At 59.7% G+C, this 23,000-nt stretch carries 23 protein-coding genes; 7 read left to right on the top strand and 16 right to left on the bottom strand.

Annotation, left to right across the window (positions count from 1 at the left end; all coding sequences use genetic code 11):
• Positions 1–50: 50 nt before the first annotated feature.
• From pheS to ACR0LY_RS13000, 5 genes are all read right to left on the bottom strand, one after another.
• Positions 51–1,124, bottom strand: coding sequence for a phenylalanine--tRNA ligase subunit alpha (gene pheS, locus ACR0LY_RS13020; protein WP_170327268.1), 1,074 nt, complete (start codon positions 1,122–1,124; stop codon positions 51–53).
• 82 nt (positions 1,125–1,206) lie between these two features.
• Positions 1,207–2,577 carry a glutamate--cysteine ligase gene (locus tag ACR0LY_RS13015; RefSeq protein ID WP_170350730.1) on the bottom strand — a complete coding sequence of 457 codons (1,371 nt, stop codon included), beginning with the start codon at positions 2,575–2,577 and terminating at the stop codon, positions 1,207–1,209.
• Between the two features lie 64 nt (positions 2,578–2,641).
• Positions 2,642–3,169 carry a hypothetical protein gene (locus ACR0LY_RS13010; RefSeq protein WP_170350731.1) on the bottom strand — a complete coding sequence of 176 codons (528 nt, stop codon included), beginning with the start codon at positions 3,167–3,169 and terminating at the stop codon, positions 2,642–2,644.
• Positions 3,166–4,014 (bottom strand): GNAT family N-acetyltransferase, encoded by an 849-nt coding sequence (locus ACR0LY_RS13005; protein ID WP_170350732.1) that lies wholly within the window; start codon positions 4,012–4,014, stop codon positions 3,166–3,168. The genes ACR0LY_RS13010 and ACR0LY_RS13005 overlap by 4 nt, the downstream gene beginning before the upstream one ends.
• Positions 4,011–4,736 carry a 16S rRNA (uracil(1498)-N(3))-methyltransferase gene (locus tag ACR0LY_RS13000; RefSeq protein ID WP_170350733.1) on the bottom strand — a complete coding sequence of 242 codons (726 nt, stop codon included), beginning with the start codon at positions 4,734–4,736 and terminating at the stop codon, positions 4,011–4,013. Before ACR0LY_RS13000 ends, ACR0LY_RS13005 begins: the two co-directional genes overlap by 4 nt.
• A gap of 12 nt (positions 4,737–4,748) precedes the next feature.
• Between ACR0LY_RS13000 and ubiA the strand changes: the two genes are divergently transcribed.
• From ubiA to ACR0LY_RS12980, 4 genes are all read left to right on the top strand, one after another.
• Positions 4,749–5,711, top strand: coding sequence for a 4-hydroxybenzoate octaprenyltransferase (gene ubiA, locus ACR0LY_RS12995; protein ID WP_170350734.1), 963 nt, complete (start codon positions 4,749–4,751; stop codon positions 5,709–5,711).
• Between the two features lie 64 nt (positions 5,712–5,775).
• On the top strand, positions 5,776–7,692 hold the full coding sequence (locus ACR0LY_RS12990; protein ID WP_170350735.1) for an OmpA family protein: 1,917 nt from the start codon (positions 5,776–5,778) through the stop codon (positions 7,690–7,692).
• Position 7,693: 1 nt separating this feature from the next.
• The gene (locus ACR0LY_RS12985; protein ID WP_058281823.1) at positions 7,694–8,014 is read left to right on the top strand and encodes a hypothetical protein; all 321 of its coding nucleotides are present in this window, start codon (positions 7,694–7,696) and stop codon (positions 8,012–8,014) included.
• A 68-nt stretch (positions 8,015–8,082) separates the two neighbouring features.
• Positions 8,083–8,901: an isocitrate lyase/PEP mutase family protein gene (locus ACR0LY_RS12980; RefSeq protein WP_170350736.1), complete on the top strand. Its 819-nt coding sequence runs from the start codon at positions 8,083–8,085 to the stop codon at positions 8,899–8,901.
• A gap of 36 nt (positions 8,902–8,937) precedes the next feature.
• Here the strand turns inward: ACR0LY_RS12980 and ACR0LY_RS12975 are convergent, their stop codons facing one another.
• From ACR0LY_RS12975 to pgsA, 3 genes are read right to left on the bottom strand one after another with little or no spacing between them, the layout of a single operon-like run.
• A complete protein-coding gene (locus ACR0LY_RS12975; RefSeq protein WP_170350737.1) occupies positions 8,938–9,381 on the bottom strand; it encodes a molybdenum cofactor biosynthesis protein MoaE in 444 nt (147 codons plus the stop codon).
• Between the two features lies 1 nt (position 9,382).
• Positions 9,383–9,628 carry a molybdopterin converting factor subunit 1 gene (gene moaD / locus ACR0LY_RS12970; protein ID WP_170350738.1) on the bottom strand — a complete coding sequence of 82 codons (246 nt, stop codon included), beginning with the start codon at positions 9,626–9,628 and terminating at the stop codon, positions 9,383–9,385.
• 3 nt (positions 9,629–9,631) lie between these two features.
• Positions 9,632–10,300 carry a CDP-diacylglycerol--glycerol-3-phosphate 3-phosphatidyltransferase gene (gene pgsA, locus ACR0LY_RS12965; RefSeq protein ID WP_170350739.1) on the bottom strand — a complete coding sequence of 223 codons (669 nt, stop codon included), beginning with the start codon at positions 10,298–10,300 and terminating at the stop codon, positions 9,632–9,634.
• Between the two features lie 181 nt (positions 10,301–10,481).
• On the opposite strand from pgsA, the gene ACR0LY_RS12960 reads away from it, so the two are divergent.
• A complete protein-coding gene (locus ACR0LY_RS12960) occupies positions 10,482–11,366 on the top strand; it encodes a DMT family transporter (protein WP_170350740.1) in 885 nt (294 codons plus the stop codon).
• Here ACR0LY_RS12960 and uvrC read toward each other — a convergent pair.
• The 6 genes from uvrC to ACR0LY_RS12930 form a co-directional block, all read right to left on the bottom strand.
• Entirely contained in the window at positions 11,363–13,237 is a 1,875-nt protein-coding gene (uvrC, locus tag ACR0LY_RS12955; protein WP_170350772.1) for an excinuclease ABC subunit UvrC, read from the bottom strand. The genes ACR0LY_RS12960 and uvrC overlap by 4 nt on opposite strands.
• A 290-nt stretch (positions 13,238–13,527) precedes the next feature.
• Positions 13,528–14,307 carry an SDR family oxidoreductase gene (locus tag ACR0LY_RS12950; RefSeq protein WP_170350741.1) on the bottom strand — a complete coding sequence of 260 codons (780 nt, stop codon included), beginning with the start codon at positions 14,305–14,307 and terminating at the stop codon, positions 13,528–13,530.
• 21 nt (positions 14,308–14,328) lie between these two features.
• Positions 14,329–15,291: a calcium/sodium antiporter gene (locus ACR0LY_RS12945; RefSeq protein WP_170350742.1), complete on the bottom strand. Its 963-nt coding sequence runs from the start codon at positions 15,289–15,291 to the stop codon at positions 14,329–14,331.
• Positions 15,292–15,459: 168 nt separating this feature from the next.
• Positions 15,460–16,257, bottom strand: a complete 798-nt coding sequence (locus tag ACR0LY_RS12940; RefSeq protein WP_170350743.1) for a S49 family peptidase — start codon at positions 16,255–16,257, stop codon at positions 15,460–15,462.
• Positions 16,258–16,371: 114 nt separating this feature from the next.
• Entirely contained in the window at positions 16,372–17,133 is a 762-nt protein-coding gene (locus ACR0LY_RS12935; RefSeq protein ID WP_170350744.1) for an ABC transporter permease, read from the bottom strand.
• Entirely contained in the window at positions 17,130–18,059 is a 930-nt protein-coding gene (locus tag ACR0LY_RS12930; protein WP_170350745.1) for an ABC transporter ATP-binding protein, read from the bottom strand. Before ACR0LY_RS12930 ends, ACR0LY_RS12935 begins: the two co-directional genes overlap by 4 nt.
• 171 nt (positions 18,060–18,230) lie before the next feature.
• On the opposite strand from ACR0LY_RS12930, the gene ACR0LY_RS12925 reads away from it, so the two are divergent.
• Positions 18,231–19,340, top strand: a complete 1,110-nt coding sequence (locus tag ACR0LY_RS12925; RefSeq protein WP_170350746.1) for a CaiB/BaiF CoA transferase family protein — start codon at positions 18,231–18,233, stop codon at positions 19,338–19,340.
• A 57-nt stretch (positions 19,341–19,397) separates the two neighbouring features.
• Here the strand turns inward: ACR0LY_RS12925 and hemE are convergent, their stop codons facing one another.
• Positions 19,398–20,432 (bottom strand): uroporphyrinogen decarboxylase, encoded by a 1,035-nt coding sequence (hemE, locus tag ACR0LY_RS12920; protein WP_170350747.1) that lies wholly within the window; start codon positions 20,430–20,432, stop codon positions 19,398–19,400.
• A gap of 107 nt (positions 20,433–20,539) precedes the next feature.
• Between hemE and hemC the strand changes: the two genes are divergently transcribed.
• On the top strand, positions 20,540–21,499 hold the full coding sequence (gene hemC / locus ACR0LY_RS12915) for a hydroxymethylbilane synthase (RefSeq protein ID WP_170350748.1): 960 nt from the start codon (positions 20,540–20,542) through the stop codon (positions 21,497–21,499).
• Positions 21,500–21,721: 222 nt separating this feature from the next.
• Here the strand turns inward: hemC and ACR0LY_RS12910 are convergent, their stop codons facing one another.
• A complete protein-coding gene (locus ACR0LY_RS12910) occupies positions 21,722–22,999 on the bottom strand; it encodes an aspartate aminotransferase family protein (protein WP_170350749.1) in 1,278 nt (425 codons plus the stop codon).
• Position 23,000 lies beyond the last annotated feature (1 nt).

The following is a 23,000-nucleotide window of genomic DNA, read 5'->3' as shown; positions in this document are numbered from 1 at the left end:
TCACTCCACCAATCGAAGTAGCCTGCTAGATATACCCCAAGCAGATACACTTAGCGGCTCAAGCCACCATGCAGGTTTGGCATATCCAGCGCCGCAAACCCGTAGTGGCGCAGCCAGCGCAAGTCGGAATCAAAGAACGCCCGCAAATCCGGAATACCGTATTTCAGCATCGCCAGACGGTCGATGCCGATACCAAAGGCAAAGCCCTGATAGACCTCGGGATCGATGCCACCGGCAGCGATGACCTTGGGGTGGACCATGCCCGAGCCCAGAATCTCCATCCAGTCGTCGCCCTCGCCGATCTTCAGCTGCCCGTTATCCCAGGAACAGCGGATATCGACCTCGGCCGACGGTTCGGTGAAGGGGAAGTGCGAGGCGCGGAAGCGCAGTTCGACGTCGTCGACCTCGAAAAACGCCTTCACGAACTCTTCCAGAACCCATTTCAGGTTCGCCATCGAGATGTCTTTGTCGATGGCCAGCCCCTCGACCTGATGGAACATCGGCGTGTGGGTCTGGTCATAGTCGGCGCGATACACACCGCCCGGACAGATGACGCGGATCGGCGCGCCTTGTTTCTCCATCGAGCGGATCTGCACCGGAGAGGTATGGGTCCGCAGCACATGCGGCGGGCGGTTATCGCCCTCGGCGCGGTGCATGTAGAAAGTGTCCATCTCGGCCCGCGCGGGGTGGTGGCCGGGGATGTTCAGGGCGTCAAAATTGTACCAGTCGTCTTCGATCCGCGGCCCCTCGGCCACCGAGAATCCCAGTTCGGCAAAGATCGCGGTCAGTTCCTCGGTCGCCTGGCTGATCGGGTGAATCGAACCCTGACGGCGCGCGCGGGTCGGCAGAGTCACATCCAGCCATTCGGTGCGCAGACGCTCATCCAGCGCGGCGTCGGCCAGCGCGGATTTCTTGGCGGACAGGGCCGAGTTGATCTCGTCCTTCAGGGCATTCAGCGCGGGGCCTGCGACCTGCCGCTCCTCGGGCGTCATTTTACCCAGCTCGCGCATCTTCAGCGCGACCTCGCCCTTTTTGCCCACGGCGGCGACGCGGATCGCCTCAAGCGCGTTTTCATCGCCCGCTTCGGCGATCTGTCCCAGATATTTTGCCTTAAGATCGTCCATCACGCTTTCCGAACTGGCCCCTGAATTTGGTCCAGAACCTGCTATCGGCCAATCCCGGTGAATGCAAGCCGCACCGCGCGGATCAATAGCTGTATTCCGGGAACACCCGCGTCAGATCGCCATTCCAGTCGCCATTGTAGTGATCCAGCAACTCATCCGCCGGAACCTTGCCGGTTTCGATGCTGTCCTTCAGCGCGTTGAGGAAATGCGTCTCATCCGGGACCAGGCCACCTGCACCGGGGAAGGCACGGGATTTCAGACCGGCCTCGGAAATCGAGACCACCTCGCGCGCCAGATCGTGCATGTTGATGTTGCCAACCTGGGCCTGCAGCCCGTCTTTTGCGGCCTCGACCCGCAGAGCCTCGCGCGTTTCTGCGTCCCAGCCTTTGACCAGATCCCAGGCTGCATCCAATGCACCCTGATCGTAGGTCAGGCCAACCCAGAACGCAGGCAGCGCACACAGGCGTCGCCAGGGGCCCCCATCAGCGCCGCGCATCTCCATGAACTTCTTGATCCGCGCCTCGGGGAAGGCCGTGGTTAAGTGATCGGCCCAATCCGACAGGGTCGGCGTTTCACCCGGCAGCGCGGGCAGTTTGCCCTGCAGGAAGTCGCGGAAGGACTGTCCCAACGCGTCGATATACTGACCGTCGCGATAGACGAAATACATCGGCACATCCAACGCGTATTGGACCCAGCGTTCGAACCCGAACCCGTCCTCGAACACAAAGGGCAGCATCCCGGTACGCGCATCGTCGAGATGCTGCCAGATATAGCCGCGCCAGCTTTTCTGGCCGTTGGGTTTACCATCGAAGAACGGAGAGTTGGCGAACAGCGCCGTTGCCACCGGTTGCAAGGCCAGCGCGACCCGCAGTTTCTGCACCATGTCGGCCTCGGACCCAAAGTCGATATTGACCTGCACCGTGCAGGTCCGGCGCATCATCGACCGACCCATGGTGCCGACTTTCTCCATGTAGTCATTCATCAGCTTGTAGCGGCCCTTGGGCATCAGGGGCATATCGTCATGCGACCACGTTGGCGCGGCACCAAGACCGATGAAGCCGACGCCGATCTTGTCAGCAATATCCTTCACGTCGCGCAGATGCGCGTTCACCTCGTCACAGGTCTCATGGATGGTTTCCAAAGGCGCACCCGACAGTTCCAACTGTCCACCGGGTTCGAGCGAGACATTGGCGCCGTCTTTTTGCAGGCCGATCAGCTTGCCGTTTTCTTCCAGCGGCTCCCAATCGTGCAGGTCGCGCAGACCTTTCAGAACGGCCAGAATCGAGCGCTCGCCCTCATAGGGCAGCGGCTTCAGCGTGTCTTTGCAATAGCCGAACTTTTCATGCTCGGTCCCGATGCGCCAATCCTGTTTGGGCTTGCAGCCCGATTCCAGATATTCGGCCAGTTGCTCATGGCGTTCGATCGGTCCGCCGCCGGACTGGGGGATGGACATGAACCGTTCTCCGATCCTGATGTGTCTGTCGTTTGGTCTTTCGTGGTCGGAAACCGCGCCAGTGTCAATGCAGCCTGAGATGCGCCGGACGCGAGGGTGTACGTTCCCAGATCACCACCTGATGTGCCGTGCCACTGTTCAGTTCTGCCAGCATTTGTTCGGTTTTCAGCCCTGGCAGCGCCGAGAAGACATCGAACAGCGCCTCGGCCCCTTCGGCATTCACAGGAATGTGAAGCACCGGCTGACCCGGTTGTTCCAGCACCCAATGCGCAGGCGACGACGTCGGGTCCAGCGCCAGACGCTCAATTTCACGCGCGGCGACCATGCCGCCGTCCAACGGGCCCAGATAGGTGATCTGGCCTTCGTCAATGGTTACTACGCCCGGTCCACCGGCCCCGGTGCGGAAGCGGGCACGCTGAATGCCGATGACCGCAAGCGCGACTGAGACCAGAACCAGCACCCAGCCGAGCCATCCCAGCAACCCACCGGGGCCGCTAATCCAGCTGAGCCCCACCAGCAGGACAGCCCCCGCCACCAGCACTTCGCGCCAGCGCCACAGGGTCAGTTTGGCTTCGGGTCGGATGAAACTCATGCCGTGTCCTCGGGGTTTGTGAACAGGATCAGTGAATACTGCCCCGCCGGTTGAAATCCGATTCCGATATAGGCACGCGCGGCGGAATCGGAAGCCGCGAACAGAACTGCACGGGTCACTCCGGCTCGGCACGCCTCAAGCAGATGCAGCGCAACCGCTAAGCGGGCGTAGCCATGGCCGCGCAGGTTGGGCGGTGTATAGACGCCGCCGATTTGTACAATCTCGGGCAGGCGGGCGTTGAATCCGGTCATGGCAACCGGCTGTCCGTCGATCAGCAGAACCCGGTGAGAATCGCGGGCTGTATACGCCAGATAATCCTCGCCCGCCTGTTTCTGCGCGCGTTCTGGATCGAAATCCATTGCCTCGATCAGGTAACGTTCACGCCACCCTTCAGTGACCGCCTTGTCGACTTCACCCAAGGGCACAAGCTCAGCGCCCTCGGCATCGGGCAGCACAAGCTGTTTCAAATCCAGCGAGAAACCCGGCTCATCACTGTTCAGCGTCGCGGGGCGACCTTCCCACCCGGCTAGCCGCATGATCTTTCGGGCCTGTCCCGCTTCGGCGGCCAGACCGAACAGCTTGCGGCCGCGGATCAGAGCGATCGCGTCCGCAAGCTCTGGATCGGAACAGTCGGGACATTGCGGCAGGACCATGCCTTCGTTGGTGATGCCAAACACAGCCCGCGGTTCGTCGCCCAAAACCCACATGTTCATGGCGCGCGGGTGAGACCCACACAAACCATGATCCCGCAGATTGGCCAACGGGAACATCGAGGTCTGAATATGCTGCGAAAGAAATGCGTCGATCTTTGGCGCATCAGCGGCTTGCGCTAATTGCCATGTCACGACCAATCCCCCAGCGCCTGCTGCCACATGGTCAGCGCCGCAACGGCCGCCGTATCGGCGCGCAGGATACGAGGGCCCAGGCTGACCACATGGGCAAAGGGCAGGCCAACAAGACGCACGCGTTCACGATCCGAAAAACCGCCCTCGGGGCCGATCAGTATGGCCCAAGGCTGTCCTTTTTTGTTTGCTGCCAATCGCAGCGCCGAGCCGACCTCGGCCTCGTTACAAAACATCAGCAGACGGCCATCGGGCCATGCATCCAGAACACGGTCAAGCCGTTGTAGATCAGCGACCTCAGGCACGAAGGTGCCTCCACATTGCTCGGCGGCCTCAACCGCGTGGGCTTGCAGGCGGTCCTGTCGGATACGTTCGGAATTGGTGAACTCGGTCTGCACGGGCAGGATCCGAGCCGCACCCATTTCCGCCGCCTTTTCAACGATGAAATCAGTGCGCGCCTTTTTGATCGGCGCGAACAGGAACCACAGATCGGGCGGCATTTGCAGCGGCTTGGTCTGTTCCACACAGGTCAGAACGCCACCGCGCTTTCCCGCTTCGGCAACATCGGCCAACCACTCTCCGTCCCGGCCATTGAACAGGGCCACGTGGCCGCCCACAGCCAGGCGCATGACACCGAACAGGTAATGGGCCTGCTCGCGCGTCAAATCAACGGATTGCCCCTGACCCAGAGGGTGCTCTACATACAGTCTGATCTTTGCACTCATGAGGCCTTACATATGCAAGGCAACGCCCCAACACCAGACGGTCAGGTCGCCGATGCCGTATCCGGCAACTGGGTCGACACCCACGCGCCTGAATTCACCCGCCCCTATCTGCGCCTCAGCCGCGCGGACCGGCCCATCGGTACGTGGTTGCTGCTAATTCCGTGCTGGTGGGGTCTGGCGCTGGCGATCCTTAGCGACGGCAATCCCAGGTGGGAGGATCTGTGGATCGCCATCGGCTGCGCCCTTGGCGCATTCCTGATGCGCGGAGCAGGCTGTACGTGGAACGACATCACCGATCGCGAGTTCGACGGGCAGGTGGAGCGCACACGGTCACGCCCGATTCCATCCGGTCAGGTCAGTGTGCGGCAGGCGGTGATCTGGATGGGCCTACAATGCCTGATGGCGCTGGGGATTCTGCTGACATTCAATCAGGCCGCCATCGCCATGGGCGTGCTGTCGCTACTGCCGGTGACGATCTATCCATTTGCCAAACGGTTCACATGGTGGCCGCAGGTGTTTCTGGGGCTTGCCTTCAACTGGGGCATCCTGTTGGCCTGGGCCGCGCATACGGGCACGGTCAGTGCGCCTGCAATCATATTGTACTTGGCTGGTATCGCCTGGACGCTGTTCTATGACACGATCTATGCCCATCAGGACGCAGAAGATGATGAGCTGATTGGCATCAAATCCACCGCCCGTCTGTTTGGCACCGATACAGGGCGCTGGCTGAAGTACTTTCTGGTGGCAACGGTTTTCCTGATGGGTCTGGCCATTATCGACGGGGCGCTGGCACAAGCCTCAATCATGTCTTTGGCCGTGGCCTTGGCCGGGCCATGGGCGATGGGCTGGCACATGGCTTGGCAATTGCGCGGGCTGGATCTTGAGGATAACGCGAAGCTGCTGCAATTGTTCCGCGCCAATCGGGACACCGGCCTTATTCCGCTGATCTTCCTCTGCGTCGCACTGTTGCTCTGATTGCACCTTGGCGCGGGGCTAGGTAAGAGTTCGCACATTCGCCTGAGGAGTCGTTAACCCGCACATGCGTTTGCCCTATATCTTTGCCGTAGCCTTTATCTTCCTCGTGTCGGCTGGCCTTTGCCTGTTGGCGGCCAGCTTTGCAGTGACCAAGGTCGAAGAGTCCTCTGAATTTGCCGTGCGCCGTGCGCTGGACCTGAAGGGGCACGATTGGGCCGAGGTGTATTCCGACGGGTTGCGCGTTGTGCTAACGGGCACTGCCACGGATGAGGCCACCCGCTTTAACGCCCTGACCGCAGCCGGGACCGAGGTCGATACCTCGCGTGTGATCGACGAGATGAATGTGGCGCCGACCTCGCAACTGGCCGCCCCCCGGTTTTCCGCTGAGATTTTGCGCAACGACAGCGGGATTTCTGTGATCGGCCTGATCCCAGCCAGTCAGGACCGCGAGGCACTGGTGGAGCGGCTGCGTGATCTGAGCGATGGCAGCCAAGTGTCAGACCTGATGGAAACCGCCGATTACCCCAAGCCAAAAGGCTGGGACACCGCGATCACCTATGCCGTCGAGTCGCTGACCAGCCTACCCCGCGCCAAGATCTCGGCCAGCCCGGGTCTGGTCAAGATCACCGCAATTGCCGACAGCCAGCAGGAAAAGGAACGGCTGGAACAAAGCCTTACCCGTGCCGCGCCGCCCAGCCTGCGGATCGGCCTGGCGATCTCGGCCCCGCGCCCGGTGATCACGCCTTTTACGTTGCGGTTTTTGATCGACGAAAATGGCGGCCAGTTCGACGCCTGTTCGGCGCAAGACGAAAAAGCCCGCGATGCCATTATTGCCGCAGCGAAAGAGGCCGGTCTGAGCGCCACCTACTCCTGCACCATCGGATTGGGCGTACCCTCGCCACGTTGGTCTGACGCCGCCACGCTGAGCATTCAGGCGCTGGCGGATCTGGGTGGCGGATCGGTTACGATGTCGGATGCGGATATCACGCTGGCAGCGGCGCAGGGCACCGATGCCGGGACCTTTGATCGCGTGGTGGGCGAGCTTGAAAATGCGCTGCCTCCGGTCTTTGCCCTGCACGCGATCCTACCGCCCCCGGAAACCGATACCGTGTCCGGCCCCCCCGAATTCACCGCCACACGCAGCCCCGAGGGGTTGGTGCAGATACGCGGACGGCTGGGCGACGACACCCAGCGCGACATGGTCGACAGCTATGCCCGCGCTGCCTTTGGGTCGGAACAGGTCCACACCGCAACCCGCATTGCGCCCGAAGGGCTGCCGACGGGCTGGCCCGTGCGCATTCTGACCGGGCTTGAGGCGCTAGCCCAACTGCATAACGGTGCTTTGACGGTGACGCCGGATGATCTTGAGTTGTCCGGTGTCAGCCATGACCCCGACACAAAGGCGCAGATCGCGGGTCTGTTGTCCGAGAAGCTGGGCGACGCACAGGAATTCACCCTGTCGATCACCCATCAGGAACCCCCCGAACCCGCCGACAAACTGCCTGATCCCGAAGTTTGCGAGGAACGCATCGCCGAGGTTCAGGCGGGCACCAAGATCGCCTTTGAACCTGGCTCGGCCACTGTTGCCACCGACTCGCGCGATACCGTGAACCAGATTGCTGACATCTTGCGCGAATGCGGCCCCATCAGGCTTGAGATTCAGGGCCACACCGACAGTCAGGGCCGGGAAGAGATGAACCAACAACTTAGCCAATCGAGGGCGCAATCGATCCTGAACGAGCTGCGCGCGCGCCGGGTGCCCACCGCCAGTTTCACTGCCATGGGATACGGGGAAACGCAGCCCATTGCCGATAACGACACCGAAGAAGGCCGCGAAGAAAACCGCCGGATCGAGTTCCGCCTTATCCGGCCCGAACCGATTGAGAACCCGGAAACCGGGCTGGACGCGATCGAGGCGGAAATGATCGAGGGCGAACAGACGGACAATACCGCCTCAGACGCGGATGCAGGGGACCAGTAAGTTGAACAGAATCGAATTCATCATCGCCACCGCCATTATCCTGTTCTCGGCCTTTTGCATGGGCTGGTTCGCCAACTGGCTGGCCCATCGCCTGTCACGCGTGCGCCAAAGTGACGTGGCCGATCTGGACCGCATGAGCCAAGAGCTGCACGAGGCCGAAGAAACCCGCGATCAGGCGATCACCTACCTGCAACAGCGCGAGGCCGAACTGACCAATCAACTGACCCAGGCCGAGGCTGAACTTGCCGCCGCCATGGACGGTCTGCGGGCCGCCCGACAAGAGGCCGAAGAACTGCGTGGACGTATCAACAACGCAGATTGAGGAACCGGATTTTTCGCTCTGATTCCGGTTACATTGCTGTAGGGTCGTCCCAAACGTGAGGGCGATCCATGTCAAATCAAACAGTCAAATTCGAACAGTTCAGAGACCTGCACTTTGGGTCCAAGGCTTTTGTCATGCCCAACCCCTGGGACGCGGGCTCGGCCCGGTTGCTGTCCAATTTGGGCTTTGAAGCCTTAGCAACAACCAGTGCCGGCTATGCGTTCACAAAAGGCAAACGCGACTCTTTTGCTGACCTAAGCAGGGATGAGTTGCTGGACAATGCCTCAGACATCGTCAAAGCGGTTCCCCTGCCCGTTTCTGCTGACCTTGAGGCGGGCTTTGGGCATGAGCCTGGGGCCTGCGCCCAGACCATTCGCATGGCGGCGGAAATCGGTCTGGTTGGCGGATCGATCGAAGACGCGACAGGCAATCCAGATGCCCCGATCTATGATCTGCACCAATCGGTTGACCGCATTCAGGCTGCTGCAGAAGTCGCGGCAGGCTTGCCTTTCCTGTTGACCGCAAGGGCAGAGAATTACCTTTGGGGCCGCGCGGACCTGGGTGACACGATCAAACGCTTGCAGCTGTTTTCCGAAGCAGGCGCTGCCGTGTTGTACGCCCCCGGTCTGCCGGATTTGGACGCAATCAGAACCGTGTGCCGCGAAGTCGACAAACCGGTGAATGTGGTGATGGGACTCAGCGGACCTGTCTATTCCGTATCCGAACTTTCCGACGCAGGCGTTCGACGGATCAGCGTCGGCGGGTCATTTGCGCGCGCTGCGTTTGGCGCATTGAAGCGGGCGGCTGACGAAGTGAAATCAAAAGGCACCTTCAGCTATTCGGCGGATGCGATCCCCGGCGAAGAACTTAACAGGCTTTTGAGTTGAGATTGGACGGTCACATTCTGTGCACGGCTGGCAATGTCACCAGCGGGTCAGCGCGTCTTCGTCTTCGTCCTTGGCGTCGACCCATTGCGCGCCGGAATTGGTGATTTCCTTCTTCCAGAAGGGCGCGCGGGACTTCAGGTAATCCATCAGGTACTCCGCCGCCTCAAACGCATCCTTACGGTGCCGCGCGGCCGTGGCGACCATCATGATCCGGTCCCCCGGTGCCAGCCGTCCGTGGCGGTGGATCACCAGCACATCGCCTAAAGACCAGCGCTGCTGCGCTTCTTCGGCAATCTTGGTCAAGGCCCGTTCGGTCATGCCGGGGTAATGCTCTATCTCCATCACATCCAGATCGCCCGAGGCCAGATCGCGCACAACACCGGTGAAGGTCACAATCGCCCCGTTGGCGTCGTCACCGGCGGCAAAGGCATTGGCCTCAGCCCCCAGATCGAACTCTTCTTCCTGAACCGCGACGCGCATTTTAGCCGCCTGTCATAGGTGGGAAAAACGCCACCTCGCGCACACCGGTCAGCGAGGCGTCAAAATCCGACAGTTCCTGATCCAGCGCCACCCGCAGCGCGGAAAGGTCGGCAAAAGCTGCGGCATAGCGGTCCTCGCGCGCGCTGAGTTCGGCAACCAGATCGGAAACCGTTGCGGCGTCGGTCTCGACCCGCTCTTTCGGCAGACCGATTCGTTCGCGGACCCAGGCGAAATACAGCACGTCCATCGCTTAGCTCTCCTTCAGATGGGGCATGGCTTTACGTAGGTAGTCATAGCCGGTGATCAATGTCAGCGTCGCAGCAATCCACAACAGCCACAGCCCAACGCGGCCTGACCAGAACATCCCCTCCAGATGCCAGCGCAGGTGGTTCACGTCCTCAATCTGCCCGGTCAGAGCCTGATCAATCAATTCCGGGTTCATCCCGAAAGAGCCCATCACGAAATTATGCTCAAAGATACCCTGCGAAAACAGCACCGCAATCGCCACCATCTGTGCCGTGGTTTTCCATTTCGCCAGCTTCGTCACCTTCAGCGTTCCGGCCGTGTCGCCCAGATATTCGCGCAGGCCTGACACGAACACTTCGCGGAACAAGATCACGGTGGCGGGCAGCACCAGCCACGGCGTCCAATGTTCGGCTGAATAGCCCACAAGGATCATCAGCGCGATCACCACCATCGCCTTGTCGGCAATCGGGTCCAGCATGGCCCCGATCTTGGTTTCTTGTTTCCACGCGCGGGCCAGATAGCCGTCGAACCAGTCGGTGATCGCCGCTGTTAAAAACAGGATCAGCGCGAACCAGTCCGCATAGGGTCGGGTAAAATACAGAAACATCACGGCCAGACCGGGGGCTGCAATAAGGCGTAGCACGGTCAGGATATTGGGCAGGTTCCACTTCATGGTTTGGACATTACATCGCTGGTTGCAGACATAAAAGACGGCACCGCAAAAAACGGTCCCGATCACAGGCAGTTGCGGCACGGTTGGTCAAAGGGTCGCAAGCTGGAACTCTCAGCCAGATACCCCCTTGGCGCGCGATCCCTTTACGGTCAGATTGGCGCGGTTTCCACGTGGCAGAGCAATGACAACACATATTCAAACCGATCCCCGATCAAACCTGATCGGCAGCGCCTGGATGATCTCGGCCATGGCGCTGTTCGCGTTAGAGGACGCGCTGCTCAAGGGGGCCTCGGCCACGTTACCTATATGGCAGATTCTGTTGTTGTTCGGCGCGGGCGGAACAGTGGTCTTTGCGATTGTCGCGATCGTACGCGGAACACGATTGTTTCACCCCGATGTGCTGTCGCGACCGATGAAAGTGCGCGTGCTGTTCGATATCTTCGGGCGGCTGTTCTATGTGCTGGCGATCACTCTGACGCCGTTGTCGGCGGCCACGGTAATCTTGCAGGCCACGCCTCTGGTCGTGGTGGCAGGTGCGGCGCTGTTCTTTGGCGAAACGGTCGGCTGGCGACGGTGGAGCGCCATCCTGATTGGCCTGATCGGTGTGGTGGTGATCATCCAACCAACCGGAGACAGTTTCACGGCCCTGTCCATTCTGGCCGTGCTGGGGATGCTGGGTTTTGCCGGGCGCGATCTGGCCAGCCGGGCCGCACCGGCCACACTGGGAACCGAGGTGCTGGGGTTTTACGGCTTTCTCTGCATCATCGTCGCCGGGCTGGCCTATCGGTTCTGGGAAGGCGCACCAATGGCACCTGTGGACCTGCACACCAGCCTGCATGTCGGCGGAGCCGTCCTGATGGGAACAGCCGCCTACGCATCGCTGATGAAAGCCATGCGGACGGGCGAAGTTTCTGCCGTCACGCCGTTCCGCTATTCCCGCCTGCTGTTCGGTGTCGGCCTGGGCGTAGTTATGTTTGGCGAAAGGCTGGATCAGACCATGTGGATCGGTAGCGGGCTGATCGTGGCCTCGGGGCTTTATATCCTGTGGCGCGGACGGCAAGTTTAGCCCTTGTCGTGGAAGAAGTCATAAACCTTCTGCGCCAACCCGGCTGAGATACCGTCCACCGCCTTGAGATCGGCCAAGTTGGCCCGGCTGACCGCCTTGGCACTGCCGAAATGGGCCAGCAAAGCGCGTTTGCGCGCCGCGCCCACGCCGGGGATCTCGTCCAACGGGGTCGCCCCCACGGCTTTGGCGCGCTTTGCCCGGTGGGTGCCAATGGCGAACCTGTGTGCCTCGTCCCGCAAGCGCTGAATGAAGTAAAGCACCGGATCGTTGCGTTTCAGGGCAAAGGGGCGTTGGCCGATGCGATGGAATTCTTCCTTGCCGTGATCCCGATCGACACCTTTGGCGACACCCACCATCGGGATATCCTCGACGCCGTGGGTTTGCATAATCTCATGCACAGCACTGACTTGCCCCGCACCGCCGTCGATCAGCAACAAATCGGGCCACAGCCCCTTTTCGCGATCCGGGTCCTCTTTTTGCAGGCGGGTGAAGCGGCGATTCAGAACCTCTTTCATCATGCCAAAATCGTCACCGGGGGTCAGATCATCGCCGCGAATATTGAACTTGCGATAGGCGTTTTTCATGAACCCTTCGGGGCCAGCCACAATCATGCCGCCCACAGCATTGGTTCCCTGTATGTGGCTGTTGTCGTAAACCTCGATACGGTCGGGTGGAGTGTCCAGATCGAACGCCTCGGCCACACCACGCAATAGCTTGGCCTGTGTGGCGCTCTCCGACATTCGCCGCGCCAGCGATTCACGTGCGTTGCGCAGGGCACCGGCGACCAGTTCCTGCTTTTCGCCGCGCTGAGGCACCAGAATCTCCACCTTGCGCCCGGCCTTCTCGGTCAGCGCCTCTTGCATCAGATCGGCGTTTTCGATGGCATCCGACAGGATCAATTGCCGGGGCGGTTCCTTGTTGTCGTAGAACTGACCAAGGAACGCCTCCATCACCTCGGCCGGGGACACGTCCGGCCCTACACGAGGATAGAAATCCTTGTTGCCCCAGTTCTGGTTGGCCCGGATGAAAAACACCTGAACGCAGGCTTGACCACTGTCCATATACAGGCCGATCACATCCGCCTCGGCCACGCCGCGCGGGTTGATGCCTTGAGACGTCTGCACCTGCGTCAGCGCCCGGATACGGTCACGCAGGCTGGCGGCACGCTCGAACTCCATCGCCTCGGAGGCGGCCATCATCTGTTCGGCCAGTTCCTCCTGCACCTTGGTCGACCGGCCCGACAGAAAACGTTCCGCATCCTTGACGCTTTCGCGGTAATCCTCCTCGGAGATCAACCCGACACAAGGCCCTGAACATCGCTTGATCTGATACAACAGGCAGGGTCGTGTGCGGCTATCGAACATGGAATCCGAGCAGTTGCGCAGCAGGAAGGCCTTTTGCAGCTGGTTCAGTGTCCGGTTCACCGCCCCTGCATTTGCAAAGGGTCCGAAATAGGCGCCCTTTTCTTTCTTTGCCCCACGATGTTTCTTGATCTGCGGAAAGGAGTGGTCTTTGGCCACCAGAATATTCGGGAAACTTTTGTCGTCCCGCAGCAGCACGTTGTACTTGGGCTTGAGCTGCTTGATCAGGTTCTGTTCCAGCAGCAGTGCCTCGGTTTCGGTCCGCGTGGTCAGGAACATCATCGAGGCGGTTGCCGCGATCATCCGTTCGATCCGTCCAGAATGGCCGGGGCGCGCATAATTCGACACCCGCGCCTTCAGGTTTCGCGCCTTTCCGACATACAAAACCCGGCTGTCACCATCCAGCATCCGATACACACCGGGTGAGCTGTCCAGCGTTTTTACATAGCGCTGAATGATGGCATAGCCGGTGGGCTGAGCGTTCGATGTTGGGTCGTCTTGGATGGTCATGGGCCTGAGATATGATTCTCTGACCATGGCTGCAATCTTGTGCCTTTCAGATCAAGAGAAAACAAATCCACGGTTTCTGTGGATAACTGTGGAGATAAGTTTCCGGGCATCGCGAATTTCCCTTGTTTCATTAAGGATTCCTTGATCTGCACAAAAATTAGGCAGCATTTTAACTTGTTGTTTTTAAACGAAACTATTTCCTACACATGACAAGTGTATGAAAAAAAAGACATTTTTGTAACGTGCAGGTAACAGGAACGCGAGCGGTGCAAAACTTACGGCAGAATTACTTATTCTACGCCCAGAACATCCGGTGTCTGCCAGCCCAGATGTTGCCCGCCATCCACGCATAGCAGCTGTCCAGTCACCGCATGCGCGTCCAAAAAATAGCCCAGCGCGGCGGTGATATCCGACGGGTTCGCGCCCCGCTCGAGAACTGTGTTGGCGCGCTGTGCCTTGAAGTGGTCTTCGCTCTGGCGATGGCCCTGCATGGTGGGGCCCGGCCCGATGGCGTTGACGCGGATCGCAGGAGTCAGCGCCTGCGCGGCGGTACGGGTCAGCGCCCACAGGCCCATCTTTGCAATGGTGTAGGACATGAACTCGGGGGTCAGCTTGCGCACGCGCATGTCGACCATGTTGACGATCAATCCGGTGGCCCGGGGCTCTCCGGCGTCGTCCGTGTCGGGCGTCAGCCCTTGCTCGGCCATCGCCTGCGTCAACACAAAAGGCGCGCGCAGGTTGCTGTCCATGTGACGGTCCCAGCTTTGCCGCGTGGCCGTGTGAATGTTGTCATATTCAAAGATCGAGGCATTGTTGACCAAACAGGTGATCGGTCCGCCCAGCGCCTTGGCCGCGCGGGGCAGCAGGGCGCTGACTTGTGCCTCATCCAGCAAATCGGCCTGCAGGGCGACCGCCTTGCGCCCCAGCGCCTGAACCTCAGCCACAGTTTCCAGCGCGGGTTGTTCAGAGGTGGCATAGTGTACCACCACATCATATCCCCGGCGCGCCAGGTACAGCGCCATGGCCCGGCCAAGGCGAATTCCGGCACCGGTCACTAAGGCTCGGGTCATGAATGATCCCTCTTCGTCACGTTACGCCAACAAAACGATGACATAGACCGCGTAGAGCAGAGTCAACACAATGCCCCAGGCGCGCGTGATGTCCCGCTTGAAAAACACGAACGGGATCAGCAACAGCGACGCGCCCAACATGACCCACAAGTCAAATTCAAGGAATTCCGGGTCGACGGGAATAGGGCCAACCAACGTGGCAATCCCGACAATGGCCAGCAGGTTGAACATGTTTGACCCGATCACATTGCCCAGCGCCACATCCGCCTGACGCCGCAGCGCCGCCATCACCGTGGTGGCCAATTCCGGCAGGGATGTTCCCACGGCAACCAGTGTGAGGCCGATCACCGTTTCGCTGACCCCATAGGTGCGCGCAATGACGGTCGCGTTGTCGACAAGAAGATGCGCGCCCATGGGCAGACCGATCAGGCCCAACACCAGGTAGACCGAAACCTTCCAATAGGCCATGTTGGGATCAGCCTCTTCCAGACCTTCCAACTCATCATCGTCGGCACAAGCCTCACCACAGGCCTTGCGATGCGCATAGGCCTCGCGGAACGCATTCCACAGAACAAGAGCCAGCGCAGCCAGCAGAATGGCCCCGCTGAACATGTTGAACACGCCACAGAATGCCAGCCCGATGAACAGAACCGAAGCGAGCAGCATGAAAACATAGTTCTTGCGACTGTCGCATTCGCTGGTGTGCAACGTGGCCAGCAAAGCAGGCAGGCCCAGAACCAGCAAGATATTCGCCGTGTTCGACCCGACCACGTTGCCCAGCGCAATCCCCGGCGCGTTCTCCTTGATCGCGCTGATCGCAATCAAAAGTTCGGGCGCTGATGTGCCAAAGGCTACGATGGTCAGGCTAACGATCAATGCAGGCACGCCCATGCGCAGGCTCAGGTTTACCGCACCGCGTACCAGCGCATCACCCGCCAGCAACAAGATCAGCAATCCAAGGCCGGATAACAGCCATGCCGTCATGTCCGGCCTCCTTTTTCGCAGGCGCAGGGGCCTTTGCCGATCCTGAACCGCCCGCAGCGCGGACATCTTGACGATTGCAGCCTCTTTTGCCCTGGAAAGCGCAGCTTTCCGAACATCGCCAGCACACCCATGGCGATCAGAAACAGGGTGACAATCTTGATAATCACGTCACAAACCGAAACGCGCGTAGGCTGCACGCTCCTCAAGGCCGGCAACGGCATCCTGTGCCAGCGAAGCCCCAAAGCGCGACCAAAGAGGTTTGCGCAGCCCATAGCGGCGGAACTTGACCTTTTCGCCAAAGCGTTCCTGCAACTTGGGCTTCAGATGCGCGATGCCATCAATCAGCCCCAGTTCCTGCGCGCGCCGGGCCAGCCAGACCTCGCCTGTGAACAGGTCCTGACTTTCATCCAGCTTGCCGCCGCGCCGGGTTTTGACATGAGTGATGAAATTTTCGTGAATGTCAGCCAACAGCACTTCCAGCCGAGCGACGTCTTCTTTTTTCTCGGGTGCAAACGGGTCCAGCATAGACTTCGATTTGCCGGCAGTATGCACGCGGCGCTCGATACCCTGTTTTCGCAAAAGGACATGCGCGCCGAAACCCGAAGAGATCACCCCAATCGACCCCAGAACCGAACTGTCATCGGCGTAAATCTCATCCGCAGCCGCCGCCAGCCAATATCCGCCCGAGGCTGCCACGTCTTCGACAAAAGCAATGACAGGAACGTTCAATTCCTCAGATAACCGTCGAATACGCGCGCCGATCAGAGAGCTTTGCACCGGCGATCCACCGGGCGAGTTGACCTCAAGCGCGACGGCGGCAGGTTTGCCCTTGCGAAAGGCTTTCTCAAGTACGGGTGCCAGCGCAGTGTCGGACATCGATCCACGACCGGCCATTCCGATTGCACCGGACAGGCGCACAACGGCCACGCAGGGTTGCTTTTTAATAAACGGCAGGCTGAGTTTCATGGGTGCCGATGTAGAGTGCCCCCAACCGGTAAACAAGGGACCGATTTACCGATAGACGTGACGTGAACACATTTCCTGAGGTCAGAGGGCAAAAATGCAACGCCTCTCTGTGGCTTAGCTACGAATGCGCCAACCGGTTTTAAAGATCCACCAGATGATGCCAAGGCACAGGCCGGTAAAGGCCAGAATGGCCAACAGGCTAAGCCCGATCGGAACATCCGCCAGCCCATAAAACGACCAGCGAAACCCCGAAATCAGATAGACCACCGGGTTGAACAAGGTGACCGTCTGCCAAAGCGGCGGCAGCATCGAAATGGAATAGAACGTGCCACCCAGAAAAATCAGCGGCGTCACGACAAGCTGCGGCACCAGCGACATCTGCTCGAAATTACTGGCCCAGATACCGATGATGAACCCCAACAGAGAAAAGCTGAGGCAGGTCAGGATCAGAAATGCAGCCATCGCAACCGGGTGTTCGATGCGCAAATCCACAAAGAAAGAGGCCGTAACCAGGATGACCAACCCAACGAAAAGTGCCTTGGTCGCGGCTGCCCCGACATAGCCGATCACAATCTCGATAAAATTCACCGGCGCCGAGAGAAGTTCATATATCGTGCCCAGAAACTTGGGGAAATAGATGCCGAAAGACGCATTGGATATTGCCAGCATCACCACCGACAGCATGATCAGCCCCGGCACGATGAAGGCACCGTAGGACACGCCTTCGATCTCTTGAATACGGCTGCCGATGGCGGTGCCAAAGACCACGAAATACAGCGAGGTTGATAGGACCGGCGACAGAAAGCTTTGCGCCAGGGTGCGGAAGAACCGGGCCATTTCGAACCGGTAGATGGCGGCAATGGCGGACCAGTTCATGCGGGCTCTCCGGACACCAGATTGACAAAGATTTCCTCAAGGCTCGACTGCCGCGTCTGCACATCACGCAACACCAGCCCCGCCTGCGCCACATCATTCAACAACGTGGTGATCCCGGTACGATCAGCATGCGTGTCATAGGTATAGATCAGCGCATCACCGTTACCATTCATCGTCAGGTTATGCACCGCCAGACTGTCGGGAATGGTCTGGATCGGCTCAGTCAGCATCACCTCGATCTGCTTCTTGCCCATCTGCGCCATCAGCGTGTGTTTGTCCTGCACAAGTAACAGCTCGCCTTTGTCGATGACGCCGATACGGTCAGCAATGGCCTCGGCCTCTTCGATGTAATGCGTGGTCAGGATGATGGTGACGCCGGCCTGTTTCAGTTCGGCCACGATCTCCCACATATCCTTGCGCAGTTCGACATCAACGCCGGCGGTGGGTTCATCCAGAAACAGCACGCGCGGCTCATGCGACAGTGCCTTGGCGATCAGCACGCGACGCTTCATACCGCCGGACAGTTCTTTGATCGCGTTCTTGCGTTTGTCCCACAGGGACAGCTTGCGCAAAATTTCTTCGATCCGCGCATCATTGCGGCCTAACCCGAACAGACCACGCGACAGGCGGACCGTGTTCCAGACCTTCTCGAACGGCTCCAACGCGATCTCTTGCGGCACCAACCCGATCATCCGGCGTGCGGCACGAAAATCGGTCAGGATATCGTGGCCGCCTACCGCAACCGAACCCGAGGTCGGTGTGGTGATGCCGCAAATGGTCGAAATCAGCGTCGTCTTACCCGCCCCGTTCGGGCCCAGCAGCGCCAGGATCTCCCCCTGCTCAATATCCAGCGAGACGCCCTTCAGCGCCTCAAACCCTCCGGCGTAGGATTTGCGCAGATCCTTGATCGAAAGAATGGTTGTCATGCAGGTTCCTCGTTCTGGCGGCGACCCTACCTCGCCCGCCCGACACAGAACAGGTCAATTCCGCACACCGCCCTGCGCTTTTTTGCGGTTGGGAAAGGCGCCATTGCACGTAACTCCGGCCTTGCAATTCACCGGACAAGTCGAAACCCTGCGCCAAAACGGAGGGGCGCAATGCTGAACGGTATTCGGATTATCGAGATCGAGGGGCTGGGCCCTGCCCCCTTTGCCGCCATGCTGCTGGCGGATATGGGCGCGGACGTCATCACCATCCACCGCAAGGTACGGGCGGCAACACCTGGCATGCCGGAATGCTCGGTTCTGGATCGCGGAAAACGGTCGATTGATCTGAACCTGAAGGACGAGAGCGATCTGGAAGTTACCAAACGGCTGATCGCCTCGGCTGATGCGCTGATCGAAGGGTTTCGCCCCGGAGTTATGGAGAAACTCGGCCTTGGTCCCGAACCCTGTCACGAAATGAACCCCAAGCTGGTCTACGGCCGGATGACAGGCTGGGGTCAGGACAGCCCCTTGTCGGACACGGCCGGACATGACCTGAACTATATCGCCTTGTCCGGCGCGCTCTGGTACGGATCACCCCCCGATCAACCGCCGCAGACCCCCGCCACACTGGTCGGTGATATCGGCGGAGGAGCGATGTATCTGGTCGCTGGCCTTCTGGCCGGGCTTCTGAACGCGCAGAGCACGGGCCAAGGCACCATCGTCGACGCCGCCATTTATGATGGCTCGGCACATATGATGAACCTGCTTATGAGTCTGAACCAATCCGGCAACCTGTCTGACGCACGCGGTCAAAGCCTGCTGGACGGCCCCCATTGGAGCCGCACCTACGCCTGTGCCGACGGCGGGTTCGTGACGGTCCAATGCCTCGAACCCAAATTCTATGCGCTTTTCCTGCAAAAGATGGGCCTGTCCGACGACAAGATTTTCGAGCCCCAGTTCGACCCGTCACTCTGGCCCGCGCAAACCTGCAGTCTTGCCGCCATATTCGCCGCAAAGCCACGCGACCACTGGGCAAATCTGTTCGCAGGAACAGATGCCTGTGTCGCCCCGGTTCTCAGCCCGACCGAAGCACAGGCCCATGAGATGAATACCACCCGCAACACATGGCTGCGTATCGACGGTGACCTTCAGGCCGCCGCCGCCCCGAGATTTTCCAACCATGCGTGGGCCCCGAAACCAAGCCCAGCCCGTGGCGAACACAGTGTGGAAATTCGGGCGGAGCTCGAAACTCTTCGCCGATCCGCCTCTTCATCTGGCTAAAAATACCTCGGGGGATGAATTGGCCACAGTCCAAGAAGGGGGCTGGCCCCTTCCCGGTTACCGCCCGCGAACTGTATCGATCATCAGCTGCACATTCGCAGGGTCAGCATCCGGCGTGATCCCGTGACCCAGATTGAAAATATGTGGTCCTTTTGAGAACGCTTCGACAATCCGGCGCGTCTCATCCACCAAAGCCTGCCCTCCGGACACCATATGGGACGAGGCCAGATTGCCCTGAACACAGCCATCCACCTGCACATGCTTGGCCCCCCATTCAGGCGAAACCGAATTGTCCAACGCGACACAGTCTACACCCGTTGCCTTGGCAAATCCGATATAGCCATCCCCGGCCTCTCGCGGGAAACCAATCACCGGGATATCGGGATGGCGTTCCTTGATGGCCTGCGTGATCACCCGACAAGGCTCAAGCGCATATTTCCGAAACGCATCCCCTTTCAGTGACCCGGCCCAGCTGTCAAAGATCTTGACCACTTCAGCCCCGGCCTCGATCTGCGCCGAGAGGTATTCGATGGTCGCCAGCGTAATACGCTCCAACAATGCCTCGAACAGGACGGTGTTTTCCTCGCGCAGCGCATGCGCGGGCCCCTGATCCGGGGTGCCGCGCCCGGCAATCATATATGTCGCAACGGTCCAGGGCGCGCCCGCGAAACCAATCAGAGTGGTCTCGGACGGCAATTCGCGCGACAGGATGCGCACCGTCTCATAAACCGGCGACAGGGTGTCATGGATATCCTCGACCGGTTTCAGCGCATCGAATTCCGAAGCTTGCGTGATGGTCGACAGACGCGGGCCTTCTCCGGTGACAAACCACAAATCCGCGCCCAGCGCTTGCGGTACCAGCAGGATATCGGCAAACAGGATCGCTGCGTCGAACCCATAGCGGCGGATCGGCTGCAACGTCACCTCGGCCGCCAGTTCAGGGTTATAGCATAGCGACAGAAAATCCCCAGCCTGCGCGCGGGTTGCGCGATACTCGGGCAGATACCGCCCGGCCTGACGCATCATCCAGATCGGCGGTACATCCTGCACCTCACCCGCCAGTGCCCGCAGCAGTTTCTTTGTCTCGGCCATCTTTGCCCCCAATCGTCTGGTTTGTCGCAACGGGTCGGCCCTCAGTGGCAATTTGTCAAGGTGTGCCCCCATTGTCAGGGCAATGTGACGCGACTAAAGCTTGGCGCATGACACTGACCATGCCTTCCCCCGACTCACCGCTGAAGATTGGCACCCGTGGTTCGCCTCTGGCGCTGGCGCAAGCATACGAAACCCGGCAACGGCTGGGCACTGCATTTGACTTGCCGGACGAGGCGTTCGAGATTGTGGTGATCAAGACCACCGGCGACAACCGCGCCATGATCGACGCGGATCGCCCGCTGAAAGAGATCGGCAACAAGGGCCTGTTCACCAAAGAAATTGAAGAGGCGATGCTGCGCGGCGATATCGACATCGCGGTGCATTCCACCAAGGACATGCCGGTGGAGCAGCCCGAGGGCCTCGTGCTGGACACATTCCTGCCGCGCGAAGATGTGCGCGACGCGTTTATTTCGCCCAGCCTGACCTCGATCCACGATCTGCCGCAGGGCGCGGTAGTAGGCACCTCCTCCCTGCGCCGTCGGGCGCAGCTATTGAACCGGCGACCTGACCTGAACGTTGTGGAATTCCGCGGCAATGTGCAGACCCGCCTGAAAAAACTGGCCGACGGCGTGGCGGACTGCACCTTTCTGGCCATGGCAGGCATCCGCCGCTTGAACATGGCCGAGGTTCCCGCCACGGCCATTGCCCCCGAGGACATGCTGCCCGCAATTGCACAGGGCACCATCGGTATCGAGCGTCGTAGCGACGATTCCCGTGCAGCGGGTATGCTCGAAGCGATCCACCATACCGAGACGGGTCAGCGCCTGGCCGCTGAACGCGCCCTGCTGGCGGCCCTGGACGGGTCCTGCGAAACCCCCATCGCGGGTCTTGCCGAAGTGCAAGGCGGACAACTGCGCCTGCGCGGCGAAGTGCTGCGCCCCGATGGGTCCGAGGCGATTGCCGAAGACCAAACGGGCACGATTTCCGACGGCCCCGAGATGGGCCGCGTCATGGCACAAACACTGTTGAAACAAGCAGGCCCGGGCTTCTTCGATTGGAGAAGTTGAGAAAAATTTGAGTAATGTGAATTACTTCACTGTAGATTGCATTCCGATCTGGCATCAAGGTTTCATACCGATGTGGTGAAGGGGCGATCTCGATAAAGTCGAAAGTTTTTTCAGTATATTCGCTTAAGTGGTATTCGAGGGGGCGAGACTGCACCAAATCACTAATCGGTTAGGGCCGCTGTCATATTTTGACAGCGGCCCATTTCATTTCAGATCAATCGTTCAGGCTGCACTGATCGCCTGTACAGCTTTTTCAACAGCCGCCCGGGTCTGTTCCAGATCGGCTTCGGTCACGGCCAATGACGGATACAGCTTGCCCGGAGATTTGAAGATCCCATTTGCGCGCAACGTATCGTTGTAGAGGGTAATTCGTTGTGGATCGTCATGTCTGGCGCTGCGGTAGTCGCGACAAGCCCTATCGGTGAAATAGATATCGAACAGCGTTTCATCTCCGACGACCTGATGCGGAATACCCGCCTTGGTCAGCGCGTCGACCTGCATCTGCTGCAATGCCAACCCAGTTGCGCGCAGCTGGTCATAAACACCGTCGCGCCGCAAAACCTCGAGGGTTTTCAAACCTGCAACCGAAGCCACCGGATTGCCAGACAAGGTGCCCAACTGCATCAGCCAGCCTTCTTCGCCGACCTGCGCCTTGTTGAAATGCTTCATAATTTCGGCGCTGGCACCCAGCGCGGCCAGAGGGAAGCCACCGCCTGTAGCTTTGCCCAAAGTGCAGATATCGGGCGTCACGCCGTATTTTTCTTGCGCGCCGCCATAGGCCAGGCGGAACCCGGTGACGATCTCGTCAAAGATCAGAAGAACATGGTGCTTGTCGCACAGATCGCGCAAGCCCTGCAGGTAACCGGGTTCAGGCGGCACGATCCGTTGCAACGGCTCAACCATGATCGCAGCGACGTCATTGTGTTCGTCCAACAGGGCGGCCACCGCCTCAAGGTCATTAAAAGGGGCAACCAACACCTGTTCGGCCACGCTGTCAGGGATACCGGCACTGTCTGGCACGGCTTGCGGAAAGTTGACCTGCCGACTGGGCGCAAGACTCATCTGCGCCTCGGCGCTCATGCCGTGATAGCCGCCTTCGAATTTCAGAATCTTGCTGCGCCCCGTATAGGCGCGGGCCAGACGGATCGCATACATGTCCGCCTCTCCGCCCGAGGCGACAAACCGCACCTGTTCGCAACAAGGCACCGCATCGATGATCGCCTCGGCCAGTTCAATGCCTTTGGCGTTGTTGGCAAAGAAGGTCATGCCTTTGGGCAATTGCTCCAGTACGGCCTCCATCACCTCGGGGTGGCCATGACCCAACAGCATGGGGCCCGACCCGATCAGATAGTCGATATATTCATTGCCGTCCTCATCCCAGACACGGCTGCCTTCGCCGCGGGCAATGATGATGCCAGGATCAAAATTGCCAAACCCTCCGGCGGGTAGAACTGCATTGGCGCGGTCGATCCATTCGGATTGTGTGCCTATCTTCAGCATC

It is taken from the genome of Ruegeria sp. BC5 (assembly GCF_056539205.1).
This window is presented reverse-complemented; position numbering and strand designations above follow the sequence as displayed.

Coding starts and splice junctions, on each gene's coding strand:
- ACR0LY_RS12940 (WP_170350743.1), bottom strand. CDS start 16,257: ATGAAACTCAGCCTGCCGTTTATTAAAAAGCAACCCTGCGTGGCCGTT.
- ACR0LY_RS13010 (WP_170350731.1), bottom strand. CDS start 3,169: ATGAGTTTCATCCGACCCGAAGCCAAACTGACCCTGTGGCGCTGGCGC.
- ACR0LY_RS12925 (WP_170350746.1), top strand. CDS start 18,231: ATGCTGAACGGTATTCGGATTATCGAGATCGAGGGGCTGGGCCCTGCC.
- ACR0LY_RS13000 (WP_170350733.1), bottom strand. CDS start 4,736: ATGAGTGCAAAGATCAGACTGTATGTAGAGCACCCTCTGGGTCAGGGG.
- ACR0LY_RS12950 (WP_170350741.1), bottom strand. CDS start 14,307: ATGACCCGAGCCTTAGTGACCGGTGCCGGAATTCGCCTTGGCCGGGCC.
- ACR0LY_RS12960 (WP_170350740.1), top strand. CDS start 10,482: ATGACAACACATATTCAAACCGATCCCCGATCAAACCTGATCGGCAGC.
- hemE (WP_170350747.1), bottom strand. CDS start 20,432: ATGGCCGAGACAAAGAAACTGCTGCGGGCACTGGCGGGTGAGGTGCAG.
- ACR0LY_RS12945 (WP_170350742.1), bottom strand. CDS start 15,291: ATGACGGCATGGCTGTTATCCGGCCTTGGATTGCTGATCTTGTTGCTG.
- uvrC (WP_170350772.1), bottom strand. CDS start 13,237: ATGACCATCCAAGACGACCCAACATCGAACGCTCAGCCCACCGGCTAT.
- ACR0LY_RS12930 (WP_170350745.1), bottom strand. CDS start 18,059: ATGACAACCATTCTTTCGATCAAGGATCTGCGCAAATCCTACGCCGGA.
- ACR0LY_RS12980 (WP_170350736.1), top strand. CDS start 8,083: ATGTCAAATCAAACAGTCAAATTCGAACAGTTCAGAGACCTGCACTTT.
- ACR0LY_RS12910 (WP_170350749.1), bottom strand. CDS start 22,999: ATGCTGAAGATAGGCACACAATCCGAATGGATCGACCGCGCCAATGCA.
- pheS (WP_170327268.1), bottom strand. CDS start 1,124: ATGGACGATCTTAAGGCAAAATATCTGGGACAGATCGCCGAAGCGGGC.
- pgsA (WP_170350739.1), bottom strand. CDS start 10,300: ATGAAGTGGAACCTGCCCAATATCCTGACCGTGCTACGCCTTATTGCA.
- hemC (WP_170350748.1), top strand. CDS start 20,540: ATGACACTGACCATGCCTTCCCCCGACTCACCGCTGAAGATTGGCACC.
- ACR0LY_RS12935 (WP_170350744.1), bottom strand. CDS start 17,133: ATGAACTGGTCCGCCATTGCCGCCATCTACCGGTTCGAAATGGCCCGG.
- ubiA (WP_170350734.1), top strand. CDS start 4,749: ATGCAAGGCAACGCCCCAACACCAGACGGTCAGGTCGCCGATGCCGTA.
- moaD (WP_170350738.1), bottom strand. CDS start 9,628: ATGGACGTGCTGTATTTCGCCTGGGTCCGCGAACGAATCGGTCTGCCG.
- ACR0LY_RS12990 (WP_170350735.1), top strand. CDS start 5,776: ATGCGTTTGCCCTATATCTTTGCCGTAGCCTTTATCTTCCTCGTGTCG.
- ACR0LY_RS13015 (WP_170350730.1), bottom strand. CDS start 2,577: ATGTCCATCCCCCAGTCCGGCGGCGGACCGATCGAACGCCATGAGCAA.
- ACR0LY_RS12975 (WP_170350737.1), bottom strand. CDS start 9,381: ATGCGCGTCGCGGTTCAGGAAGAAGAGTTCGATCTGGGGGCTGAGGCC.